Genomic DNA, 17,872 nt, shown 5'->3' with positions numbered 1-17,872 from the left:
CAAGACTGCACAGGCCGTTCGGAATAAGGGTGACCGCATCTGGTGTCATGGGTCAGCCCTTGGCCGGATACCATTTGTCGAGCAGCTCGGAGGAGCGTTGCAGCTCGTTTTGCCAGGTATCTTTCTCCACCACGGTCGGTTTGAGCATGATCACCAGCTCCACCTTCTTGGTGCTCTCGCGGCGGTTGGTAAAGGCTTCACCCACCCAGGGAATATCCCCCAGCAGCGGCACCTTGCTGACGATCTCCTGCTTGTCGGTCTTCATCAGGCCGCCGATAACGATGATGTCACCGTTATTGGCCTGCACCACGGTATCGGATTCGCGGATCGAGCTCTTGGCGAGCGGCAGTTGCAACTTGCCACCCGAGGTACCCATGTCGATCACCTTGTTTTGCTCTTCGGTATCGATAACCGAGGGATGGATGTGCAGCAGCACCTTGCCCTCTTCATCGATCTGCGGCGTTACGTCCAGCGCAATTCCGGAGAAGAAGGGGGTCAGCTCCACGTTAGGCGTCTTGTCTGTGCCCGTCGAGGTAGTGGTAATGGTGGTGGACGCATTGGTGACGTAATACTCGTCCGTCCCCACCTTGATCACCGCCTTCTGGTTGTTGGTCGCGGTGACACGGGGACTGGATAGGGTATTCACATCGCCCTGGGTCTTGAGCAGGTTGACCGCCACATTGAAGTTGCCATCAGAGATCTTGAAACCGGCGCCGCCGCCCAGCGCACTGAAGATCTGGTTGGGAGTGGAAGGCAACTGGGTATTGGCCAACGACTGGCCACCGGTAATCCCCTTGTTGCCATCCCAGCTGGCGGAGAGACCGCTCCAGTCCACCCCCTGCTCATACCCTTCGTTGAGGGCAACTTCGATGATCCGAGCCTCCAGCACCACCTGCCGCTTGAGGTGACTCTCGGACTGGGTCAGGAATTCACGCACCGCCTTGAGCTCTTTCGGGTAGGCGCGAATGGTGACCAGACCTGCCTGCGGGCTGGTGATCACGGCGCGACCGTCACCCGTGCCAATCAGGGTCTGCAGGGAGTCGCGCAGATCAGTCCAGTAGTCGCTGTTGGTGTCGGTTTCGATACGGGTGCCGTTGTTGTTGTCACCGCTCGAGTTGCTGCTGGTTGAGCTGTTGCTGCCGCTGTTGTTGTTCGATGCACTGTCAAAACTGCTGTCGCTGCTGTTATTGCTGTCATTGGCCGTCACCCCGCCTGTGCTGACCGAGGTGCGGGAGAGGCCACGACGGGACATCATCAGATAGTTGACCGGGATGGTTTCAGTACGCAGACCCGCCGGATAGATATGGAAGACATTGCCCTTGCGCTGCACGTCGAAGCCGTACATATCGCCCACCACCGCCAGCACCTCCGGCAGAGTCACATCCTTGAGCTCGACGGAGACCAGCCCGGCCACCCCGGGGTGAACCGCCACGCTGTAGCGGGAGCCCTTGAACAGGGAACCGAAAAACTCCACCGCCTCCACGTCGTGAGCCGCGATACGCAGCCGCTTCTCCGGCATGCCGACCGGCATCTGCGGCCGGTTCAGCTGCAGCAATTCACTTTGCACCGATTTGGGCAACGCGGTCAGAGGGGCAGCCTGTTTCTGCTGTTCGTTCATGGCCTGTTTGAGGGCATCCTTCGCCTGGGTCGGCTCGGGGTGCTGATACGTGGTACAGCCTGCAGCCATCATGGCCACGGTGATCAGACAGAGACGGTGTTTTTTCATGTAATTAGGGCACCCTGACTTGCAATTAAACTCGATAAAGCCGATTCACCTCTCGAGAGGCAAGCACGACTCAAACCCGGATCTTGCTGGCAAACAGTGTTACCGCATGGCGTTTTCCCGCCTTTTCCAGCACCACGGCATCGGCATTGATGGCCACCAGCGTATAGCCGTCCACCTGTTGCCCGACCCGATAACTCTTGCCATTGAGTACCGCCAGTGCCGGGCCATTGCCCAAGACGACACTCTGCAGCTTCGGCAAACCGGCACTGCTCTCGCCGGTCGCACGGGCGCCAACCGCCACATCAGCCAGCGGCGCGGTGGGATCCTGCAATACCTCGACCTGCTCCGCCTGTACCAGCAAGCTGAACAGGCAACAGCACAACGCAAACACTCTAGCCACGGATAAACTCCTTGCTGGTACTCAGGGTGTAGATCTCCATCTCCACCACCGCGCCGGGATAGGCTTTGACCTGATAGTCGAACTGCTTCCAGTAAAAGTGTCGCGGCAAGGCTTCCAGCGCTTTAAGATATTGATACACATCGAAATAGCCGCCTTCAAGCTGAAGCCGGATACCATGCTTGTAGAGATTGACCTTCTGCTCCCCCGCCATCAGCGGGGTAGGCTCCAGCGAACTGAGGGCCAGCATATGGAGATTGGCGGAGCGGGAGAGCAGCGCCTCCAGCACCAGCGGCATCTCGTGCGCCGGGATCAGATCAACGGTCTGGGCCTTCAGCTCATCGTCGATCCGGGCCAGATCCGCCTCGACTTGCGCCAGCTGGTCGCGAACTCCCTGATTGGGATCCCGCTTGAGCCGGGCCTGTTTGCCGAGGTTTTCCAGCTCCATGATCTCGAGGTCGCGCTCGGCGGCGCTCAGGGCCATGCGATCCTGCTGCAGGCGGGTATCGGCGCCATCGAGCCAGCCGTAAATTCCGGCAGCCCCCAGCACTACCAGGCCGGTCAGCAGGATCAACACCCGCTCCCGCTGGCTCAACACGGCGATACGCTGGCCCCATGCCTGCCATTGTGCTTTCAGGTTCATCAGGGTTTCTCCCGCACAATGCCGCTCAACTGGAAGGTCAGACGGCCCTCCTTGTCACGGCCAAGGGTCAGTTCACCAAACTCCTTGCCCACCAGACTCGGGGTCTGCTTGAAGCGATTGACCCAGGCCGGTACATCCTGACTGCGTCCAGCAAAGCCGGAGAGGTTGATCCGCCCTTCGTTGATCTCGATGCGCTGCAACGACAGGTTGCTGCTGCGTATGCGGGAGAGATCCGCCATCACGCTGGCATAGCCTTGGGATTTTTGCAGGGTCAGGCTGCCCAGCTGGCGCATCAGCCCCTGCTTGGCCGTCAGCTCATCCTGCTTGTTGACCAGTTGCTGTTGCAGCCGGGGATCTGCCTGATGGCGCGCCAGCTCGGCATCGAGCCGCTGCGCCTCGCTGCGCTTGAGTTCCAGCTCGGCAGAGCGCTGCGCCAGCGCCCGGCTGACCTGCTGCTGCTGCCAGCTGTAACCGACACCCGTCAACAGGGTCAGCAGCAGCGCAAAGCCCCATACCAGCGCCATCTGATTGAGGCTGGCCCACTGCCGCTTGGGGCGAAACTCGGCGCCATAGAGGTTTATCTGACGTTTCATCACGCATCCTCCCCGATGGCGGCGGCGTAGGCCGAGAGGTATTCGACGCCGGCCAGGACCGCCTTGTTGGCCATGGCGGAGACGGCAAAGCCGAAGGTCTGCTCCATGTGGCGCACCAGGGTACCGATAAAGGGCGAGGCGACGGCAAACTGCATCTGCCCCAGCTCGGGCAATTTCAGCTGGCCCGCCAGATAGTCGAGGGAGCGCTGGATCTCCAGCGCCAGTGAATCGAGCAGCATACTGTCCGGCTCATGTTCGCCAGTCAGGCTGGTGAAACCGCGCAGCTGGCGGGAGAAGCAGAGCCCGCCCTGATGGAAGACCAGCAGTTGCAGATCGTGCCCCTTGGGCTGCCACAGCAGCATGCGCACCGTCTCGTCAGCATCGTAGAGAGAGGTGAGCGCCAATTCGTCGCTGATGATGGATTGCAGGGTCGCGATGCCGTTGATGGCATCGGCCAGCTGCTGCACCCGGCTCTTGGGCAAGCAGATCACATTGATGCGCGGGCGACCGGCAGGCGGGGTGGGCAAGTCCACATAATCCATCGCCAGTTGCAGCACGGGTTCGCTGACATAATCCTTGATGGCCCAGGGGAGCGCCCCCGCCATCTCGGCGTCAGGCACGGCAGGCTTGTCGATCTGGATCTGTTGATAAAGGCTGGCGGCGAGGGCCACCCGCACCGTAGACTTGGCCAGCCCATGACGGCTGAACAGCTCGTTCATGGCCACAGCCCACTCCTGTGGGCCGTTGATGGTGCGCGTCGCGAAGACGGGGGGATTGCCCACCGCAGCCAGCATGATCCTGTCATTGGCCAGCAAGAGCCCGACCTGGCGGCTTGGCGTCGACCGTCTGAACAGTTGTTTCATGTAAGCCCGCCCATCAATAGTGATTAAATGTATGAAATATTAACATAAACAGCAGATTAGCCTCCAGATTAAAAGACGGACTCACCATTGCAAGCCATCCTTTCCGCCGAGTCAGAGGGTCAAGCCATCCTCCCTTCCCCCCTGCAACGCCTCCACCATCCGTTGCTGACCCGCTATGGCGTCGAGCTGTGGTGCAAGCGGGATGATCTGATCCATCCGGCCATCTCCGGCAACAAGTGGCGCAAGCTCAAGTACCACCTGCAGCATGCCAAAGAGCACGGCAAACGGCACCTGCTCTCGTTTGGCGGCGCCTACTCCAATCATATCCACGCGCTGGCGGCAGCGGGGTGCCAATCTGGTCTTCGTACTACCGGTATCATACGGGGCGAATATGACGCCGTCAGTAACTCTACCCTGCGGGATGCCCTGCGCTGGGGCATGGCTCTCGTTTTTGTCGACCGCCAGAGTTACCGGCGACGGCAGGATCCCGACTGGCTGGCCCAATTCGATGCCCCCGATACCCTGATCGTGCCGGAAGGGGGTAGCAGCCCGCTGGCCATCCCCGGCGTGGCGGAACTGGTCGGCGAAGTGCCCTTCTCGCCGGATCTCTGGGTACTGCCCTGCGCCAGCGGCGGCACTCTGGCGGGCCTGATCGCCGGCAAACGGGATCGGGAGCAGATCCTCGCCATTGCGGTACTGAAAGGAGGCAGCTTTATCGCTGACGAGGTGTGTCGCCTCCATCCTGCGGCTGCCAATATCCCCGGCTGGCGCATCGCGCTCGATCACCACGATGGTGGCTATGCCAAATTCAGCCCGGCCCTCTGGCAGTGGGTACAGGATTTCAGCGCCACGACCGATCTGCCCCTTGAGCCTATCTATAGCGGCAAGGCAATGTGGGGACTGTTTCGCGAGCTGGCGGCAGGCCGTATCGCCCCCGGCAGCAAAATCGTCTTTATCCACACTGGCGGCATGCAAGGGCTCGCCGGGCTGCGGGAGCAGGGGCGACTGTGATCCCTGCCTTACGGCAACCGCAAACAGCATCGCAAACAACAGAGGGTCGCCCCAAGGCGACCCTCTCTCGTTTATCTCAATCACCAGCCGATTCCAGCACCAGACGCTGGGGCTCGGCAAACCAGGGCCCCTGCCCGGCATGCACCCCGAGGTGGCGCAGCATCTTCCACTCGTCGCCACTCTCCACCCCCACTGCCAGCACCCGGGTGCGGGTATTGGCGCAGCCCCCCACCAGACTGCGTACCGCCATCTGGTTGACCTGACGGGCATGGATTTCCCGTACCAGGCTGGGGTGTAGCTTGAGGAAGTTGATCTCGAACTCCTTGATGTACTGGGTGCTCACCACATCCTGACCGGCATGATCAATGGCCAGCTGGCAACCCAGCATCCGCAAAGAGCGCAGCGGCCGCTTGAGCGCCTCGAAGTGGCGGGTCACCTGGGATTCCGAGAGTTGCAGGATCAACCGCTCGTTGGTGCTGCGCGGCAGCTGGAACAGGGCGAAGAAGAGCCAGCGTTGGAACTCGCGGTTGAGCAGGCTCTGGGCACTGAGGGTCAGGCTGATGGGGCAGCTCTGCTCGGAGCGCTGGCGCAGCAGGGCTAGGGTCTGCTCCGCCACCAGCCGATCCAGTTGCAGCAACAAGCCCACCTTCTCCGCCATCGGCATGAAGATCCCCGCCTGCAAAGCCCGCCCCTGCTCGTCGTGCAGATAGGTGAGCAACTCCTGCTGCAACACCACCTGCCCCCGATCCTGCTGGATCGGCTGGGTGTAAAATTCGATGCCGTGCTCTTCGAGACGGCGGCTGATCAGGGTACGCCAGCGTACCGTGCCCTTGCTGCTCTGCTCCTCATCCAGCTGCTTCTCGTAGAGGAACCAGCCGTTGTGCCCTTGCAGACGGGCGCTCTTGAGGGCCAGCTCCGCCTCCTCCTGCACCTTGAGCAGGCTGTCTTGTGCCTGATAACAGACGGCGCCGAGATAGACCGCCGTCTCCGGGTTGACCTCCTGCGGCCAATGCAACCGTTGCAGGCTCTTGAGCAGCTGGCTGGCGCTATCCACCATCTCGCTCTCGGACATATTGGGCAGCAACACCGCAAAAACCTGACCGGCGTAGCGGGCCTGCAGGGCGCCGTTGTGTTTTCGCACGAAGGCACCTATGGTGGCGCTCGCCTCCATCATCAAATCATGCCCCAGCAACTCGAACTGATCGGCCTCCAGCTCCTCCAGACAGGCGAGATCGATCAGCAGCACACCACCGCTCATCACGCTCGCCTCCATGATGGCGCTCTCCAGCCGGTTGTCGAAAAACAGCCGGTTGCCGATGCCGGTCATCTTGTCGACAAAGGCGTTGCTACGAATAAAGTTGTCGAAGCGGCTGCGCTCCTTGCGGGCATCAGCCAGCTCGGCGAGCAGATGATCGAGGGCCTGACTGGCGGCCACCGGCCACTCTTCGGCGGGGTCATGACTCAGTTTGGAGAGTTTGTCATCGAGGATCAGCTGGGCGCGAATGCCCAGCAGCTCGGCCCCGCGCAGCTGCTGGCGTAGCCAGCGGATGGAGTACCAGAGACCGAACACCACGATAAAAATGCCCAGCGAGATGCCGGACATCGCCTTGATGGAGTATTCCGCCTCCTTGAAGGGGCGCTCCAGTTTGAAGTTGGCCTGCATGCCGGCCTGATGGGGCAGCGGGTGGCTGTATGGCACCAGCAGCTGCTCGTCGACCGGATTGCGCACATCGCGGAACCAGTAGACCCGCTGGTTATTCTGGCGCACCTCCAGCTCTACCACATGGGCAGCCCGCAGCAGGGTAGGCAGCCAGTGGCTCATATCTTCCATGTCGTGAGCAACATCGAGCTGCTTGTCGATCACCTCGACCAGTGCATCGACCTTCTTTTGCTGCAACTCCATGCCCAGCTCGCGAAAGCTGAACACCCCGCCAATCAGCACGGTCGCCATGGCTGCGATCACGCAAAGGGTGATAAATGAGACAAGCTGTGTAGTGAGTTTCATGCGCCTTTCCGTATGCCCAGCATCATCCATGTCGCCTCATGGTAGCAGCGGCGATCGGGCCACAGCTATGGATGAAGATCCCGCTTCTGCAATTTAAGCGGGCAAGCATAACCCAAAGCAGAGGGAGATTACCAAGGATGACGGGCTACAGACGCGGGAAAGGGCGGGATGACAGACAGAAAAATGGTCCCTCAAAGGGGACCAAAAGGAACACTCATATCAAAACTAACACTCTGTGCTACTGACAAAAAACAGATACAGGAGTATTGAACACACGGTGAGTCAAACCGCAGGGCTACTCTAATGCAGTTCGGATAAGCTGAGCAATTGTCATTTATGACAGGTCAGCGATTGAATCTAGCCAAAGTTAATAATAAACACATTTAAAATCATGAAGTTAAAAAATCAATCAACAAGTGTGACAACTCGGACTCAAATTGATTGCACTAATGCTCTATGATGGCTAAGTCCATTTGTGTCTCATGAAACTGGCAGGTACTTCCTTTGCGTAAATCACCCGTCTGGATCGCTCTGTTGCTGTTCGTCCTGCCTGTCGTGGGCAGCCAGTTTCTCGGCCTGTGGTTTGCCAAGCCGATGGCCTTTCATCTGCTGGAAGAGAAGGTTGCCGAGCTCAAGGGAGCCATGGCAGTACGCCACCGAGAGCTGGATGCCGCCATCAACAAACAACTGGCACAATTTGAGTTCAACTGCGGCGCCAAAGACATGGAGCTGCTGCGCGATCCGCGCTTCTACAGCGCTCATATCCGCCTGCAAGGGTTGGAGCTCGCTTCCGGCAACAGCTGCTCCAGCCTGGGGGTGGAGATCCCGCTGATCAAAGAGCTCCAGAACAGCGGGCAGAAGTTCGGCAAACTGGGGATCACCGCTACAGTGGCCAAATACAATACCGAACAGGAGCTGGTGGCCTTTTACCGATCCGGCGACAACCTCGCCTACTGGGTGCTGGATAACAGCTGGAGCCACGACCTGCTGCAACACCCGTGTAGCCACTGCTTCTATCTGGAGTTCAGCCGACAGGATACCGATGCAAGCACAGTCCACTTTCCCCGTGGCGACCAGGAGATCAAACAGGAAGAGAGCAATATCAGCCTCAGTTTCTTCGATCCCAATGAACTCACCAAACAGACGGTCTGGGCGGGAAAAGCGCTGGAGCAATATGCCCATGACCAACTCAATCACTACGGTCTCTGGTTCGGAATCGCGCTCGGCGCCCTGTTAAGCGTCACATACTGGCTGCTGCGCAGCTATCGGCGTTCCCTCAAGGGACTGCTGCAAACAGGGTTGATCCGCAAGGAATTTATCCCCCTCTACCAGCCGATAGTGGATGCCCGTACCCACCAAGTGGTGGGATTCGAGGCGCTGCTGCGCTGGCAGCGGGGAAACGAGCTGATCCCTCCGGGCACCTTTATCGAATATGCAGAGGAGCAGGGGCTGATCCTGCCGATGACCGAACAGTTGCTGGAGCAGGTGATCACCGACCTGCCGCAGCTGGCGCCAGAGCAGTGGGTCAGCGTCAATCTGGTGGCGGCCCATATCGAGCAGCCCCTGCTGCGCACCCTGCTCGCTCACAGCCAAAACCCCTCACCCGCCCGGCTCACCTTCGAGCTAACGGAGCGCAAACCGATCCTCGACATCAAGGCGGCCACCGAGGAGATCACCCTGCTGCAACAGATGGGGTATCACTTCAAGCTGGATGATTTTGGTACCGGCTACGGCGGCTTTGCCTACCTGCAGAGCCTGGGGATCCGTCAGATCAAGATCGACAAGATGTTCGTCGATACCATAGGCACCAACGACCTCAAGCGCAGCGTACTGGATGCCATCATCGTCTTCGGTCGGGAATCGGGCATGGAGATGATCGCCGAAGGGGTCGAGAGCCAGCTGCAGGTCGACTATCTGAGCCAGCACGGCGTCTATCTGATCCAGGGCTACTTCTTCGGCAAACCCATGCCGCTGAAGATACTGACCCACTGGCAACGGGAGTGGCAGTTGCAACACCAGAAGGCCAGCTAACGCAGATCTGGCAGGATTTGGCCGCGAAACGGTTTGGCCAGCGGCTCGACATCATCAGGTTGATGCTGGCGGTAGCGCCGTAACCCAGCCCGGCCATCAGGCGGGTAAATCCCCCTGCAGACCCAGGTCCGGCTCCATGGTGAAATCGAAGCGGCTCCTGCCACCCCTTATTTACATTCAGCAACAAAATGATCTGCACTGACGGGGATAACAACCTTTATCATAAGGAGCCGGTTATTGCGCAACCGATAACCGAGCAGCCTGTTTATGTCATCCGGTCGTCAAGACCCCCAATAGAGAACCATTGCCTATGAAGACAGTTATCCGGCAAGAGATTGCCCTGCCCGTTGGCCTGCTGACCCTGCTCTTTTTCAAGACGCTCGGCAGTGACCTGCTGACAGAGACAACTCCGCTCGGGATCTATCTTCCGGTTTCGGCGGCACTACTGGCCATCGTCACCTGGGCCATCTTCTCGGTGGTGCGCCACTCCGATGCCCTCGCCATCAAGCTGGGCGAGCCCTTCGGCACCCTGATCCTCACCCTCTCGGTCATCTCACTGGAGGTGGTGATGATCTCCTCGGTGATGCTGACCGGCGAGCCCAACCCCACCATGGCCCGCGATACCATGTTTGCGGTAGTGATGCTGGTGAGTACCGGTCTGGTGGGCTTCACCCTGCTGTTTGGCGGCTGGCGCTACCACACCCAGAGCTTCAATCTGGACGGGGTGAAATCCTATCTGGTGGCCATCATCCCGCTGGCCCTGCTCTGTCTGGTACTGCCCAACTTCACCGAGGGCGGTGCAATCGGCAGTATGTCGCGCGCCATGTCATGGATGCTGATCATCATCTCGATCCTGCTCTACGGGGTCTTTCTGCTGATCCAGACCCGCAGCCACAGCCACTTCTTCGTCGACAGCGATCACGAGGATTACGAGGAGCACCACGGCCCGCTGCAGAGCAACGTCTATCACACCATCCTGCTGCTCGCCTACCTGCTGGTGGTAATCCTGCTGGCCAAGACCCTGGCCATCCCCATCAACTACGGGGTGCATGTCATGGACGCGCCCGCCGCACTGGGCGGCTTTATCGTGGCCTGCATCGTGCTGGCCCCCGAAGCAGTCGGCGCCATCAAGGCCGCCTTCAACAACCAGCTGCAGCGGGCAATGAACCTCTACTTCGGCTCTGTGCTGGCCACCATCGCCCTCACCGTGCCTGCCGTGCTCTTTATCGGCTCCATGCTGGATCAGGAGGTGCGCCTCGGCCTCTCCCCCGCCGATATGGTGCTGCTTGTCACGACCCTGATGGTGTGCAAGGTGACCTTCAGCAGCGGCCGCACCAATGTGCTCCATGGTGCGACCCATCTGGTGTTGTTCGTGGTCTATCTGTTCCTGATGTTCGAGCACGAATAACTGCGTTCAACCAACGTCAGACACGCAAAGACCGCCCGATTGGGCGGTCTTTTGTTATCTGCTCCCGGATCTCACCGGCGCCAGTGAAGCGGCTTCCCCCTCATCCTCAACCCTTCTCCCGCCGGGAGAGAAGGGGGAGCAAGGCTTACAGGCTGGGCAGCACCCCGGCCGGGATCAGATCGTTGTAGCAGGCACGGCCCAGCAGAGCGGCGGCCGCTTCGATATCCGGCGCGAAGTACCTGTCTTTGTCGTAGAAGCTCACCTCTGCCCGCAGTCGTCCCTTGGCCAGCTCGATCAGCTCGGTACTGCGCAGCGGCGCGCGGAAATCGAGCCCTTGCGCCGCAGCCAGCAGTTCGACAGCCAGAATGCCACGGGTGTTCTCGGCCATATCGGCAAGCCGGCGGCCAGCGAAGGTCGCCATGGAGACGTGATCCTCCTGATTGGCGGAAGTGGGCAGACTATCCACCGAGGCGGGATGGGCCAGGGTCTTGTTCTCGGAGGCGAGCGCCGCCGAAGTGACCTGAGCGATCATAAAGCCGGAGTTGACCCCGCCGTTGTTGACCAGAAACGCCGGCAGACCGGACATCCGCGAGTCGATCAACAGCGCCATCCGCCGCTCGGAGAGGGAACCGATCTCGGCGATGGCCAGCGCCAGATTGTCGGCGGCGAAGGCCACGGGTTCTGCGTGGAAGTTGCCACCGGAGAGGATCTCCTCGTCATCGGCAAACACCAGCGGGTTGTCGGAGACCGCGTTGGCCTCGCACACCAACACCTCGGCGGCGTGGCGGATCTGGGTCAGGCAGGCACCCATCACCTGCGGCTGGCAGCGCAATGAGTAGGGATCCTGTACCTTCTCGCAGTTGTGATGGGACATGCCGATCTCGCTGCCATCCACCAGCAGGTGGCGATAACAGGCGGCCGCGTCAATCTGGCCACGCTGACCGCGTACCGCGTGAATGCGAGCATCGAACGGGCGACGACTGCCGAGCGCCGCTTCAACGCTCATGGCACCTATGGTGATAGCACCGACGTAGAGATCCTCGGCATGGAACAAGCCTTCCAGCGCAAAGGCGGTGCTGGCCTGAGTGCCGTTAAGCAGCGCCAATCCTTCTTTGGGCGCCAGTGCGATGGGCTCGAGCCCGGCAATTTTCAGCGCCATGGCGGCGTCGATCAGCTCGCCCTTGTGGCGAGCCTTGCCCTCCCCGATCAGCAGGCAGCTCATATGAGCCAGCGGCGCCAGATCGCCGGAGGCACCGACGGATCCCTTCTTCGGCACCACCGGATAGACTTCGGCGTTGATGAGGGTCATCAAGGCCTCAAGCACCGTCAGCCGGATGCCGGAGAAGCCCCGCGCCAGCGAGTTGAGCTTGAGCACCATCATCAGCCGCACGGTAGCGTCATCCATGTACTCTCCAATCCCTGCCGCGTGGGAAAGCACGATGGAGCGCTGCAGCTCGTCCAGCTGCTCCACCGGAATACGGGTGTTGGCCAACAGGCCAAAGCCGGTGTTGATGCCATACACCACCCGGTTCTGCTCGATCACCTTGGTAACCACAGCAGCTGAGGCGTGGATCCCCGGCAGCGCGGCCGGATCCAGTGAAACATGTACCGGCTCGCGGCTGACGCGGCGCAGGGTGGCAAGATCCAGCTCGCCCGGAGTAATAGTCAATTCAAACATGGTGTTACACCTTTCCTTTGACACCGTTGGCGCCGTCAATCATCGGCAGGTCCAGTTTCGCATCAACGGCACAGTTGATGGCAATCTCGTAACCCGCATCCGCGTGGCGCATCACCCCTGTGGCCGGATCGTTGTGCAGCACCCGACCGACGCGGCGGGCCGCGTCATCGGAGCCGTCGCAGACGATCACCACGCCGGAGTGCTGGGAGAAGCCCATGCCGACCCCGCCGCCGTGGTGCAGCGACACCCAGGTCGCGCCACCGGCGGTGTTGAGCAGGGCGTTGAGCAGCGGCCAGTCGGAGACGGCATCGGAGCCATCCATCATCGACTCGGTCTCGCGGTTCGGGCTCGCCACCGAGCCGGAATCCAGATGGTCGCGACCGATGACGATGGGGGCTTTCAGCTCGCCGTTTTTCACCATCTCGTTGAAGGCCAGACCGAGGCGTACCCGATCCTTGACCCCGACCCAGCAGATCCGCGCCGGCAGCCCCTGAAACGCGATGCGCTCGCGGGCCATGTCGAGCCAGTTGTGCAGATGGGGATCATCGGGGATCAGCTCTTTCACTTTCTGGTCGGTCTTGTAGATATCTTCCGGATCGCCGGAGAGGGCCACCCAGCGGAACGGGCCTATCCCCTCACAGAACAGCGGGCGGATATAGGCGGGGACGAAGCCGGGGAAGTCGAAGGCATTTTTCACCCCCTCCTCAAGCGCCATCTGACGGATGTTGTTGCCGTAATCCAAAGTCGCCGCGCCGCGCTCTTGCAGGGTCAGCATCGCCTCCACCTGACGGGCCATGGAGCGACGAGCGGCCAGATTCACCTCCTGCGGGGCACTCTGTTGCAGCTCGCGCCACTTGGCCACGCTCCAACCCTGCGGCAGGTAACCGTGGATCGGATCATGGGCGGAGGTCTGGTCGGTCACCACATCCGGGGTGATGCCACGGGCCACCAATTCGGCAAAGACGTCGGCGGCGTTGCCGAGCAGGCCGACAGAGATGGCGGTGCCGCTCTGTTTGGCCTCCTCGACCATGGCCAGCGCCTCATCCAGGCTGTGAGCCTTCTTGTCCACATAGCGGGTGCGCAGACGAAAATCGATGCGGGTCTCGTCGCACTCCACCGCGATCATCGAGAAGCCAGCCATGGTGGCAGCCAGCGGCTGGGCGCCGCCCATGCCGCCGAGACCACCGGTCAGGATCCAGCGGCCCGCAGGCGAGCCGTTGAAGTGCTGATTGGCCACCGCAAAGAAGGTCTCGTAGGTGCCCTGCACGATCCCCTGAGTACCGATGTAGATCCAGGAGCCCGCGGTCATCTGGCCGTACATCATCAGGCCCTTCTTATCGAGCTCGTTGAAGTGCTCCCAGTTGGCCCAATGCGGCACCAGGTTGGAGTTGGCGATCAACACCCGAGGCGCATCCTTGTGGGTCTGGAACACCCCGACCGGCTTGCCGGATTGCACCAGCAGGGTCTGGTCCTCCTCGAGCTGGGTCAGCACCTCGACGATCTTGTCGAAGCAGGCCCAGTTGCGTGCGGCGCGACCGATGCCGCCATAGACCACCAGCGACTGGGGATGCTCGGCCACCTCGGGATCCAGGTTGTTCATCAGCATCCGCAGCGGCGCCTCGGTGAGCCAGCTCTTGGCGGTCAGCTCGGTACCGCGCGGGGCACGGATCACACGGTTCGGATCATGACGGGGATCCTGCTGTTGCACAGACATACACACTCCTTGTTGTATCAATAGGGTGCCTTCGGCGACGGGCGGCCAAAGGGTTAACGGGTCAACAGATGAACCAGCCGCGCGGCCACGCGGACACTGCGGTTATCCTGATCCAGCGTCGGGTTGTACTCGGCCAGATCGGCAAGCCGCAGCTTGCCGCTGGCCCGGATATAGGCGATCAGCGGTTCGATCACCGCCAGCTCCACGCCGCGGGCGGCGGGGGCGCTCACTCCCGGCATCACGGAGCCAGGCAGCACATCGAGATCGATGGTCAGATAGAGGTGATCACAATCGGCGATAAAGGCGTCCAGCCCGCTTAGCAAGGCTGGCAGCCCGGCCTGGGTCATCGCCTCGTCCAGCACATGCCACACTCCCAGCGCCTCGGCGCGGGCAAACAGGGCTTGGGTATTGGCGGTCTCGGCTACCCCGAGGCAGGCGTAGTGAAACGGCGAGCCCTGAGCGGCGCACTGCTCGGCAATCTGGAAAAAGGGGGTGCCGGAGCTTGCCAGCTTCTGTTTCATCCGCAGGTCGAAGTGGGCGTCGAAATTGATAATGCCGACCTTGCCACTGCCGCTCAGATGACTGTTAAGGCCGCTCCAGCTGCCGAAAGCAACCTCGTGACCGCCCCCCAGTACCAGCGGGAAGTGGCCCAGATCGAGCGCGGCGGCAACCCGCTCGGCCAGACGACCGTGGGCGGCGTCGAGATCGCCGTCGGGGCAACTCACATCCCCGCCATCGTAGACGGGTCGATTCAGGTGCCAGGCAGTGTTGGCCAGCAGCTTGCGCACCGCCAGCGGCGCCCCGGCAGCACCAATGCGCCCCTTGTTGCGGCGAACCCCTTCATCGCAGGCAAAACCGAGCAGCACTACACCAGCTGCTTCTTGTGCCCCGGCGGCCCAGGGCTGCACCTTGTCGTGCCAACGCAGGGCCAGTTCGCCATCTTCCGGATCCTGCCGCCCCTGCCAGAGCGACATGTCGATCGGGTTGAACTTATCCATGGAGGGTCTCCTTGCCGTTGAAGATGCGGCTTGCCAGCTGATCGACGCCGACCATGTAGCTCAGCTCGGCCGGATGGGCGCAGTGCCAGATCAGAAAATCGGCTGCCATGCCCACCCTGAGCTGGCCAAGGCGATCCTGCTCGCCGAGCGCTTTGGCGGCGTGACGGGTCACCCCGACCATGGCCTCCAGCGGGGTCAGACCAAACAGGGTACAGGCCATGTTCATCGCCATCCGCAGCGAGACAATGGGGGCCGTACCCGGGTTGATGTCGGAGGAGACCGCCATCGCCACCCCCGCCTTGCGCAGCGCGGCGACCGGCGGCAGCTTGGTCTCCTTGAGGAAGTAAAAGGCGGTGGGCAGCAGGGTGGCGACCACGCCGCGATGGGCAAGCGCCAGGATCCCTTCCGGATCCAGATACTCCAGATGATCCACCGAGAGGGCGCCAAAGTTGGCAGCGAGGGTGCTGCCACCGAGGTTGGAGAGCTGATCCATATGCCCCTTCACCGGCAGGCCGTATTGATCCGCCGCCAGATAGACCTGCTCGGTCTGGGCCAGCGAGAAGCCGATGTGCTCGCAGAAAACGTCCACCGCATCGGCCAGACCCGCCTCGGCGGCGGCCGGGATGATCTCCTGACAGATGGTCTCGACCCAGCTGTTGGGATCATCGCGATACTCCGGCGGCACCGCATGGGCAGCCAGCAGAGTGGTCTTGACCCGGATCGGCAATACCTCTCCCAGTCGGCGGGCCACCCGCAGCATCTTGAGCTCGTCATCCAGCGTCAGGCCATAGCCGGACTTGATCTCCACCGTGGTGACCCCTTCGCGGATCAGGGATGTCACCCTAGGCAACGCCAGCTCGAACAGTTGCTCTTCGCTGGCGGCACGGGTGGCACGCACCGTGCTGATGATGCCACCGCCCCGACGGGCGATCTCGGCATAGGGCACTCCCTGCTGACGCAGCTCGAACTCTTCGGCACGGCTGCCGGCGAAGACCAGATGGGTGTGACAATCGATAAGGCCGGGGGTGACCAGCTTGCCCCGCATATCCAGCCAATGAGCGGGATGCGGCCCCTTCAACTCGGCCATCGGCACCAGCGCATGGATCTTGCCATCCTTTACGCCGATGGCGTGGAGCGACAGCAGGCCGTAGTCGGCCAGCTCATCATTCAGGGTAGCGGGCGTCACGTTGAGCCAGACCCGCTCGCAGTTCAACAGTTCCTTGTTCATAGCGACCTCAAATGTATATACATATTCTTATAGTCGATCTCTATGACAAAAGAAAGAGCGGTGTTCACATCCTGATAACAGCATCAAACTTAGATTTTAAGCACAAAAAAGCCCACCAGGAGGTGGGCTTTGCAAAATCGAGTTGTATATACATTCACTCCAGCTGAGTCTTGGAGCTGAGCTTGTAGCGGGAACCGGGGGAGAGCAAACGGGCGTAGGAGACGAGATGCCCCTCCGACCAGGTACGCCGGTGCAACAACAGGCAGGGAGAATCTACGCGGATCTGCAACAATCCCGCCTCACCGGCGCTGGGCAACACGGCTTCCACCACGTGCTCCATCTCGGAGAGGGGGCAGACATCCATCAGATAGCGGTTGGGAGTCTGTTGGGTAAAATCCTGCTCGCCATAGCCCGGCAAACGCCCGGCATCGACGAAGCGCTCCTCCAATTGCAACGGCTCCCCATCGGCCTGATGGACGATCAGGCTGTGAAAGATGGGGGCGCCAACCCGCAGCCCCAGTTGTACAGCCACCTTCTCATCGGCGGCCAGTCGCTGCAGCCGGATCACCCGGGCACTGTATTGGCCGCCACGCTCGGCGATCTCGTCGGCAATATTGCGAATAGCCAGCAGCGGCGATTCGGTACGCCTGTCCGCCACGAAGCTGCCGGAACCGGCGGTACGCACCAGCCACCCTTCCGCCACCAGTTCCCGCAGCGCCCGGTTGACCGTCATCCGGCTCACGGTGAACTGCTCGCACAGGGCCGCTTCGGTCGGGATCCTGTCCCCCGCCTGATAGTGGCGTTCGCGGATCCCGTCCAGAATGTGCTGCTTGATCTGCAGATAGAGGGCTGGCGCCACCATGAAGCTCCCTAGCGCCGACGGTGGGGCGGACGCATGTCCGGCCAGGCGCGATAGACATCGGGGATCTGATCCGGCCCGCTGATGCAGAGATCGAGATCATGCAGCAAGCCATCCTTGATCCCGTAGATCCAGCCATGCACCGCCAGCTCCTGCCCCTTGCGCCAGGCGTTCTGGATGATGGTGGTGTGGCAGACGTTGGCGACCTGCTCGGCCACGTTCAGCTCGCACAGGTAGTCGAAGCGCTCATGCTCATCCTCGATGGCCTCGAGCTCTTCACCATATTTGAAGTAGACATCCTTGATGTTGCGCAGCCAGTTGTCGATGAGCCCCAGCTCCTGGTTCTGCATCGCGGCCTTGACGCCACCGCAACCGTAGTGACCGCAGACGATGATGTGCTTCACCTTGAGCACTTCCACCGCGTATTGCAGCACGGAGAGGCAGTTGAAATCGGTATGTACCACCAGATTGGCGACGTTGCGGTGGACGAAGACATCCCCCGGCAGCAAGCCCATCAGCTGGTTGGCGGGGACCCGGCTGTCGGAACAACCGATCCAGAGGTATTCGGGGGCCTGCTGGGCAGAAAGAGTGGCAAAGAAAGCGGGATCTTCGGCCTTGATCCGTTCGGCCCACTCACGGTTGTTGGTAAACAGGTCGTTCAACAGTTTCACTTCTGCTCTCCCTAATGTGGCAGTGGCGGCAACATAACACACTCAAG

At 61.1% G+C, this 17,872-nt stretch carries 15 protein-coding genes; 3 read left to right on the top strand and 12 right to left on the bottom strand.

Translation table 11 applies throughout. The features are described 5' to 3' along the window. Window positions 1–52 precede the first annotated feature (52 nt). From mshL to AB5Z05_RS14395, 5 genes are all read right to left on the bottom strand, one after another. Window positions 53–1,726 (bottom strand): pilus (MSHA type) biogenesis protein MshL, encoded by a 1,674-nt coding sequence (gene mshL / locus AB5Z05_RS14415; RefSeq protein WP_110304182.1) that lies wholly within the window; start codon window positions 1,724–1,726, stop codon window positions 53–55. Between the two features lie 70 nt (window positions 1,727–1,796). Beyond that, window positions 1,797–2,126, bottom strand: a complete 330-nt coding sequence (locus AB5Z05_RS14410; protein ID WP_005342886.1) for an MSHA biogenesis protein MshK — start codon at window positions 2,124–2,126, stop codon at window positions 1,797–1,799. Continuing rightward, entirely contained in the window at window positions 2,119–2,766 is a 648-nt protein-coding gene (locus AB5Z05_RS14405) for an MSHA biogenesis protein MshJ (RefSeq protein WP_110304181.1), read from the bottom strand. The genes AB5Z05_RS14410 and AB5Z05_RS14405 overlap by 8 nt, the downstream gene beginning before the upstream one ends. Then, window positions 2,766–3,359: a PilN domain-containing protein gene (locus AB5Z05_RS14400; RefSeq protein ID WP_110304180.1), complete on the bottom strand. Its 594-nt coding sequence runs from the start codon at window positions 3,357–3,359 to the stop codon at window positions 2,766–2,768. Before AB5Z05_RS14400 ends, AB5Z05_RS14405 begins: the two co-directional genes overlap by 1 nt. After that, complete coding sequence (locus AB5Z05_RS14395) at window positions 3,359–4,222, bottom strand: MSHA biogenesis protein MshI (protein ID WP_110304179.1); 864 nt, start codon at window positions 4,220–4,222, stop codon at window positions 3,359–3,361. Before AB5Z05_RS14395 ends, AB5Z05_RS14400 begins: the two co-directional genes overlap by 1 nt. A gap of 87 nt (window positions 4,223–4,309) precedes the next feature. On the opposite strand from AB5Z05_RS14395, the gene AB5Z05_RS14390 reads away from it, so the two are divergent. Continuing rightward, window positions 4,310–5,233 carry a 1-aminocyclopropane-1-carboxylate deaminase/D-cysteine desulfhydrase gene (locus tag AB5Z05_RS14390; protein ID WP_368152024.1) on the top strand — a complete coding sequence of 308 codons (924 nt, stop codon included), beginning with the start codon at window positions 4,310–4,312 and terminating at the stop codon, window positions 5,231–5,233. Window positions 5,234–5,309: 76 nt separating this feature from the next. Here AB5Z05_RS14390 and AB5Z05_RS14385 read toward each other — a convergent pair whose 3' ends face one another. Further along, window positions 5,310–7,238, bottom strand: a complete 1,929-nt coding sequence (locus tag AB5Z05_RS14385) for an EAL domain-containing protein (RefSeq protein ID WP_168769962.1) — start codon at window positions 7,236–7,238, stop codon at window positions 5,310–5,312. A 504-nt stretch (window positions 7,239–7,742) separates the two neighbouring features. On the opposite strand from AB5Z05_RS14385, the gene AB5Z05_RS14380 reads away from it, so the two are divergent. Together AB5Z05_RS14380 and AB5Z05_RS14375 are read left to right on the top strand one after the other, a co-directional pair. Next, entirely contained in the window at window positions 7,743–9,269 is a 1,527-nt protein-coding gene (locus AB5Z05_RS14380; protein WP_368152022.1) for an EAL domain-containing protein, read from the top strand. A gap of 310 nt (window positions 9,270–9,579) precedes the next feature. Next, a complete protein-coding gene (locus AB5Z05_RS14375; protein ID WP_005340008.1) occupies window positions 9,580–10,677 on the top strand; it encodes a calcium:proton antiporter in 1,098 nt (365 codons plus the stop codon). Window positions 10,678–10,822: 145 nt separating this feature from the next. Here AB5Z05_RS14375 and hutH read toward each other — a convergent pair whose 3' ends face one another. The 6 genes from hutH to can form a co-directional block, all read right to left on the bottom strand. Further along, entirely contained in the window at window positions 10,823–12,355 is a 1,533-nt protein-coding gene (gene hutH, locus AB5Z05_RS14370; protein ID WP_368152020.1) for a histidine ammonia-lyase, read from the bottom strand. A 4-nt stretch (window positions 12,356–12,359) separates the two neighbouring features. Next, on the bottom strand, window positions 12,360–14,069 hold the full coding sequence (gene hutU / locus AB5Z05_RS14365) for a urocanate hydratase (protein ID WP_368152018.1): 1,710 nt from the start codon (window positions 14,067–14,069) through the stop codon (window positions 12,360–12,362). A 53-nt stretch (window positions 14,070–14,122) separates the two neighbouring features. Then, a complete protein-coding gene (gene hutG / locus AB5Z05_RS14360; protein ID WP_368152016.1) occupies window positions 14,123–15,067 on the bottom strand; it encodes a formimidoylglutamase in 945 nt (314 codons plus the stop codon). Further along, window positions 15,060–16,295, bottom strand: coding sequence for an imidazolonepropionase (gene hutI, locus AB5Z05_RS14355; protein ID WP_368152014.1), 1,236 nt, complete (start codon window positions 16,293–16,295; stop codon window positions 15,060–15,062). Before hutI ends, hutG begins: the two co-directional genes overlap by 8 nt. Before the next feature lie 154 nt (window positions 16,296–16,449). Continuing rightward, window positions 16,450–17,154, bottom strand: a complete 705-nt coding sequence (gene hutC, locus AB5Z05_RS14350; protein ID WP_144716013.1) for a histidine utilization repressor — start codon at window positions 17,152–17,154, stop codon at window positions 16,450–16,452. An 11-nt stretch (window positions 17,155–17,165) separates the two neighbouring features. Further along, window positions 17,166–17,825, bottom strand: a complete 660-nt coding sequence (gene can, locus AB5Z05_RS14345) for a carbonate dehydratase (protein ID WP_005339998.1) — start codon at window positions 17,823–17,825, stop codon at window positions 17,166–17,168. Window positions 17,826–17,872: the final 47 nt, after the last annotated feature.

The sequence above is a fragment of the Aeromonas sp. R2-4 genome (assembly GCF_040908365.1).
GTDB classification, from domain to species: domain Bacteria; phylum Pseudomonadota; class Gammaproteobacteria; order Enterobacterales; family Aeromonadaceae; genus Aeromonas; species Aeromonas veronii.
The sequence above is the reverse complement of the archived record's forward strand: the minus strand, read 5'-3'. Positions and strand labels throughout refer to the sequence as shown.

What these genes read in the sequence shown, in the direction of transcription:
- mshL (WP_110304182.1), bottom strand. Translation starts at nt 1,726, where the DNA reads ATGAAAAAACACCGTCTCTGTCTGATCACCGTGGCCATGATGGCTGCA.
- hutU (WP_368152018.1), bottom strand. Translation starts at nt 14,069, where the DNA reads ATGTCTGTGCAACAGCAGGATCCCCGTCATGATCCGAACCGTGTGATC.
- hutI (WP_368152014.1), bottom strand. Translation starts at nt 16,295, where the DNA reads ATGAACAAGGAACTGTTGAACTGCGAGCGGGTCTGGCTCAACGTGACG.
- AB5Z05_RS14395 (WP_110304179.1), bottom strand. Translation starts at nt 4,222, where the DNA reads ATGAAACAACTGTTCAGACGGTCGACGCCAAGCCGCCAGGTCGGGCTC.
- AB5Z05_RS14405 (WP_110304181.1), bottom strand. Translation starts at nt 2,766, where the DNA reads ATGAACCTGAAAGCACAATGGCAGGCATGGGGCCAGCGTATCGCCGTG.
- AB5Z05_RS14385 (WP_168769962.1), bottom strand. Translation starts at nt 7,238, where the DNA reads ATGAAACTCACTACACAGCTTGTCTCATTTATCACCCTTTGCGTGATC.
- hutG (WP_368152016.1), bottom strand. Translation starts at nt 15,067, where the DNA reads ATGGATAAGTTCAACCCGATCGACATGTCGCTCTGGCAGGGGCGGCAG.
- hutH (WP_368152020.1), bottom strand. Translation starts at nt 12,355, where the DNA reads ATGTTTGAATTGACTATTACTCCGGGCGAGCTGGATCTTGCCACCCTG.
- AB5Z05_RS14400 (WP_110304180.1), bottom strand. Translation starts at nt 3,359, where the DNA reads ATGAAACGTCAGATAAACCTCTATGGCGCCGAGTTTCGCCCCAAGCGG.
- AB5Z05_RS14375 (WP_005340008.1), top strand. Translation starts at nt 9,580, where the DNA reads ATGAAGACAGTTATCCGGCAAGAGATTGCCCTGCCCGTTGGCCTGCTG.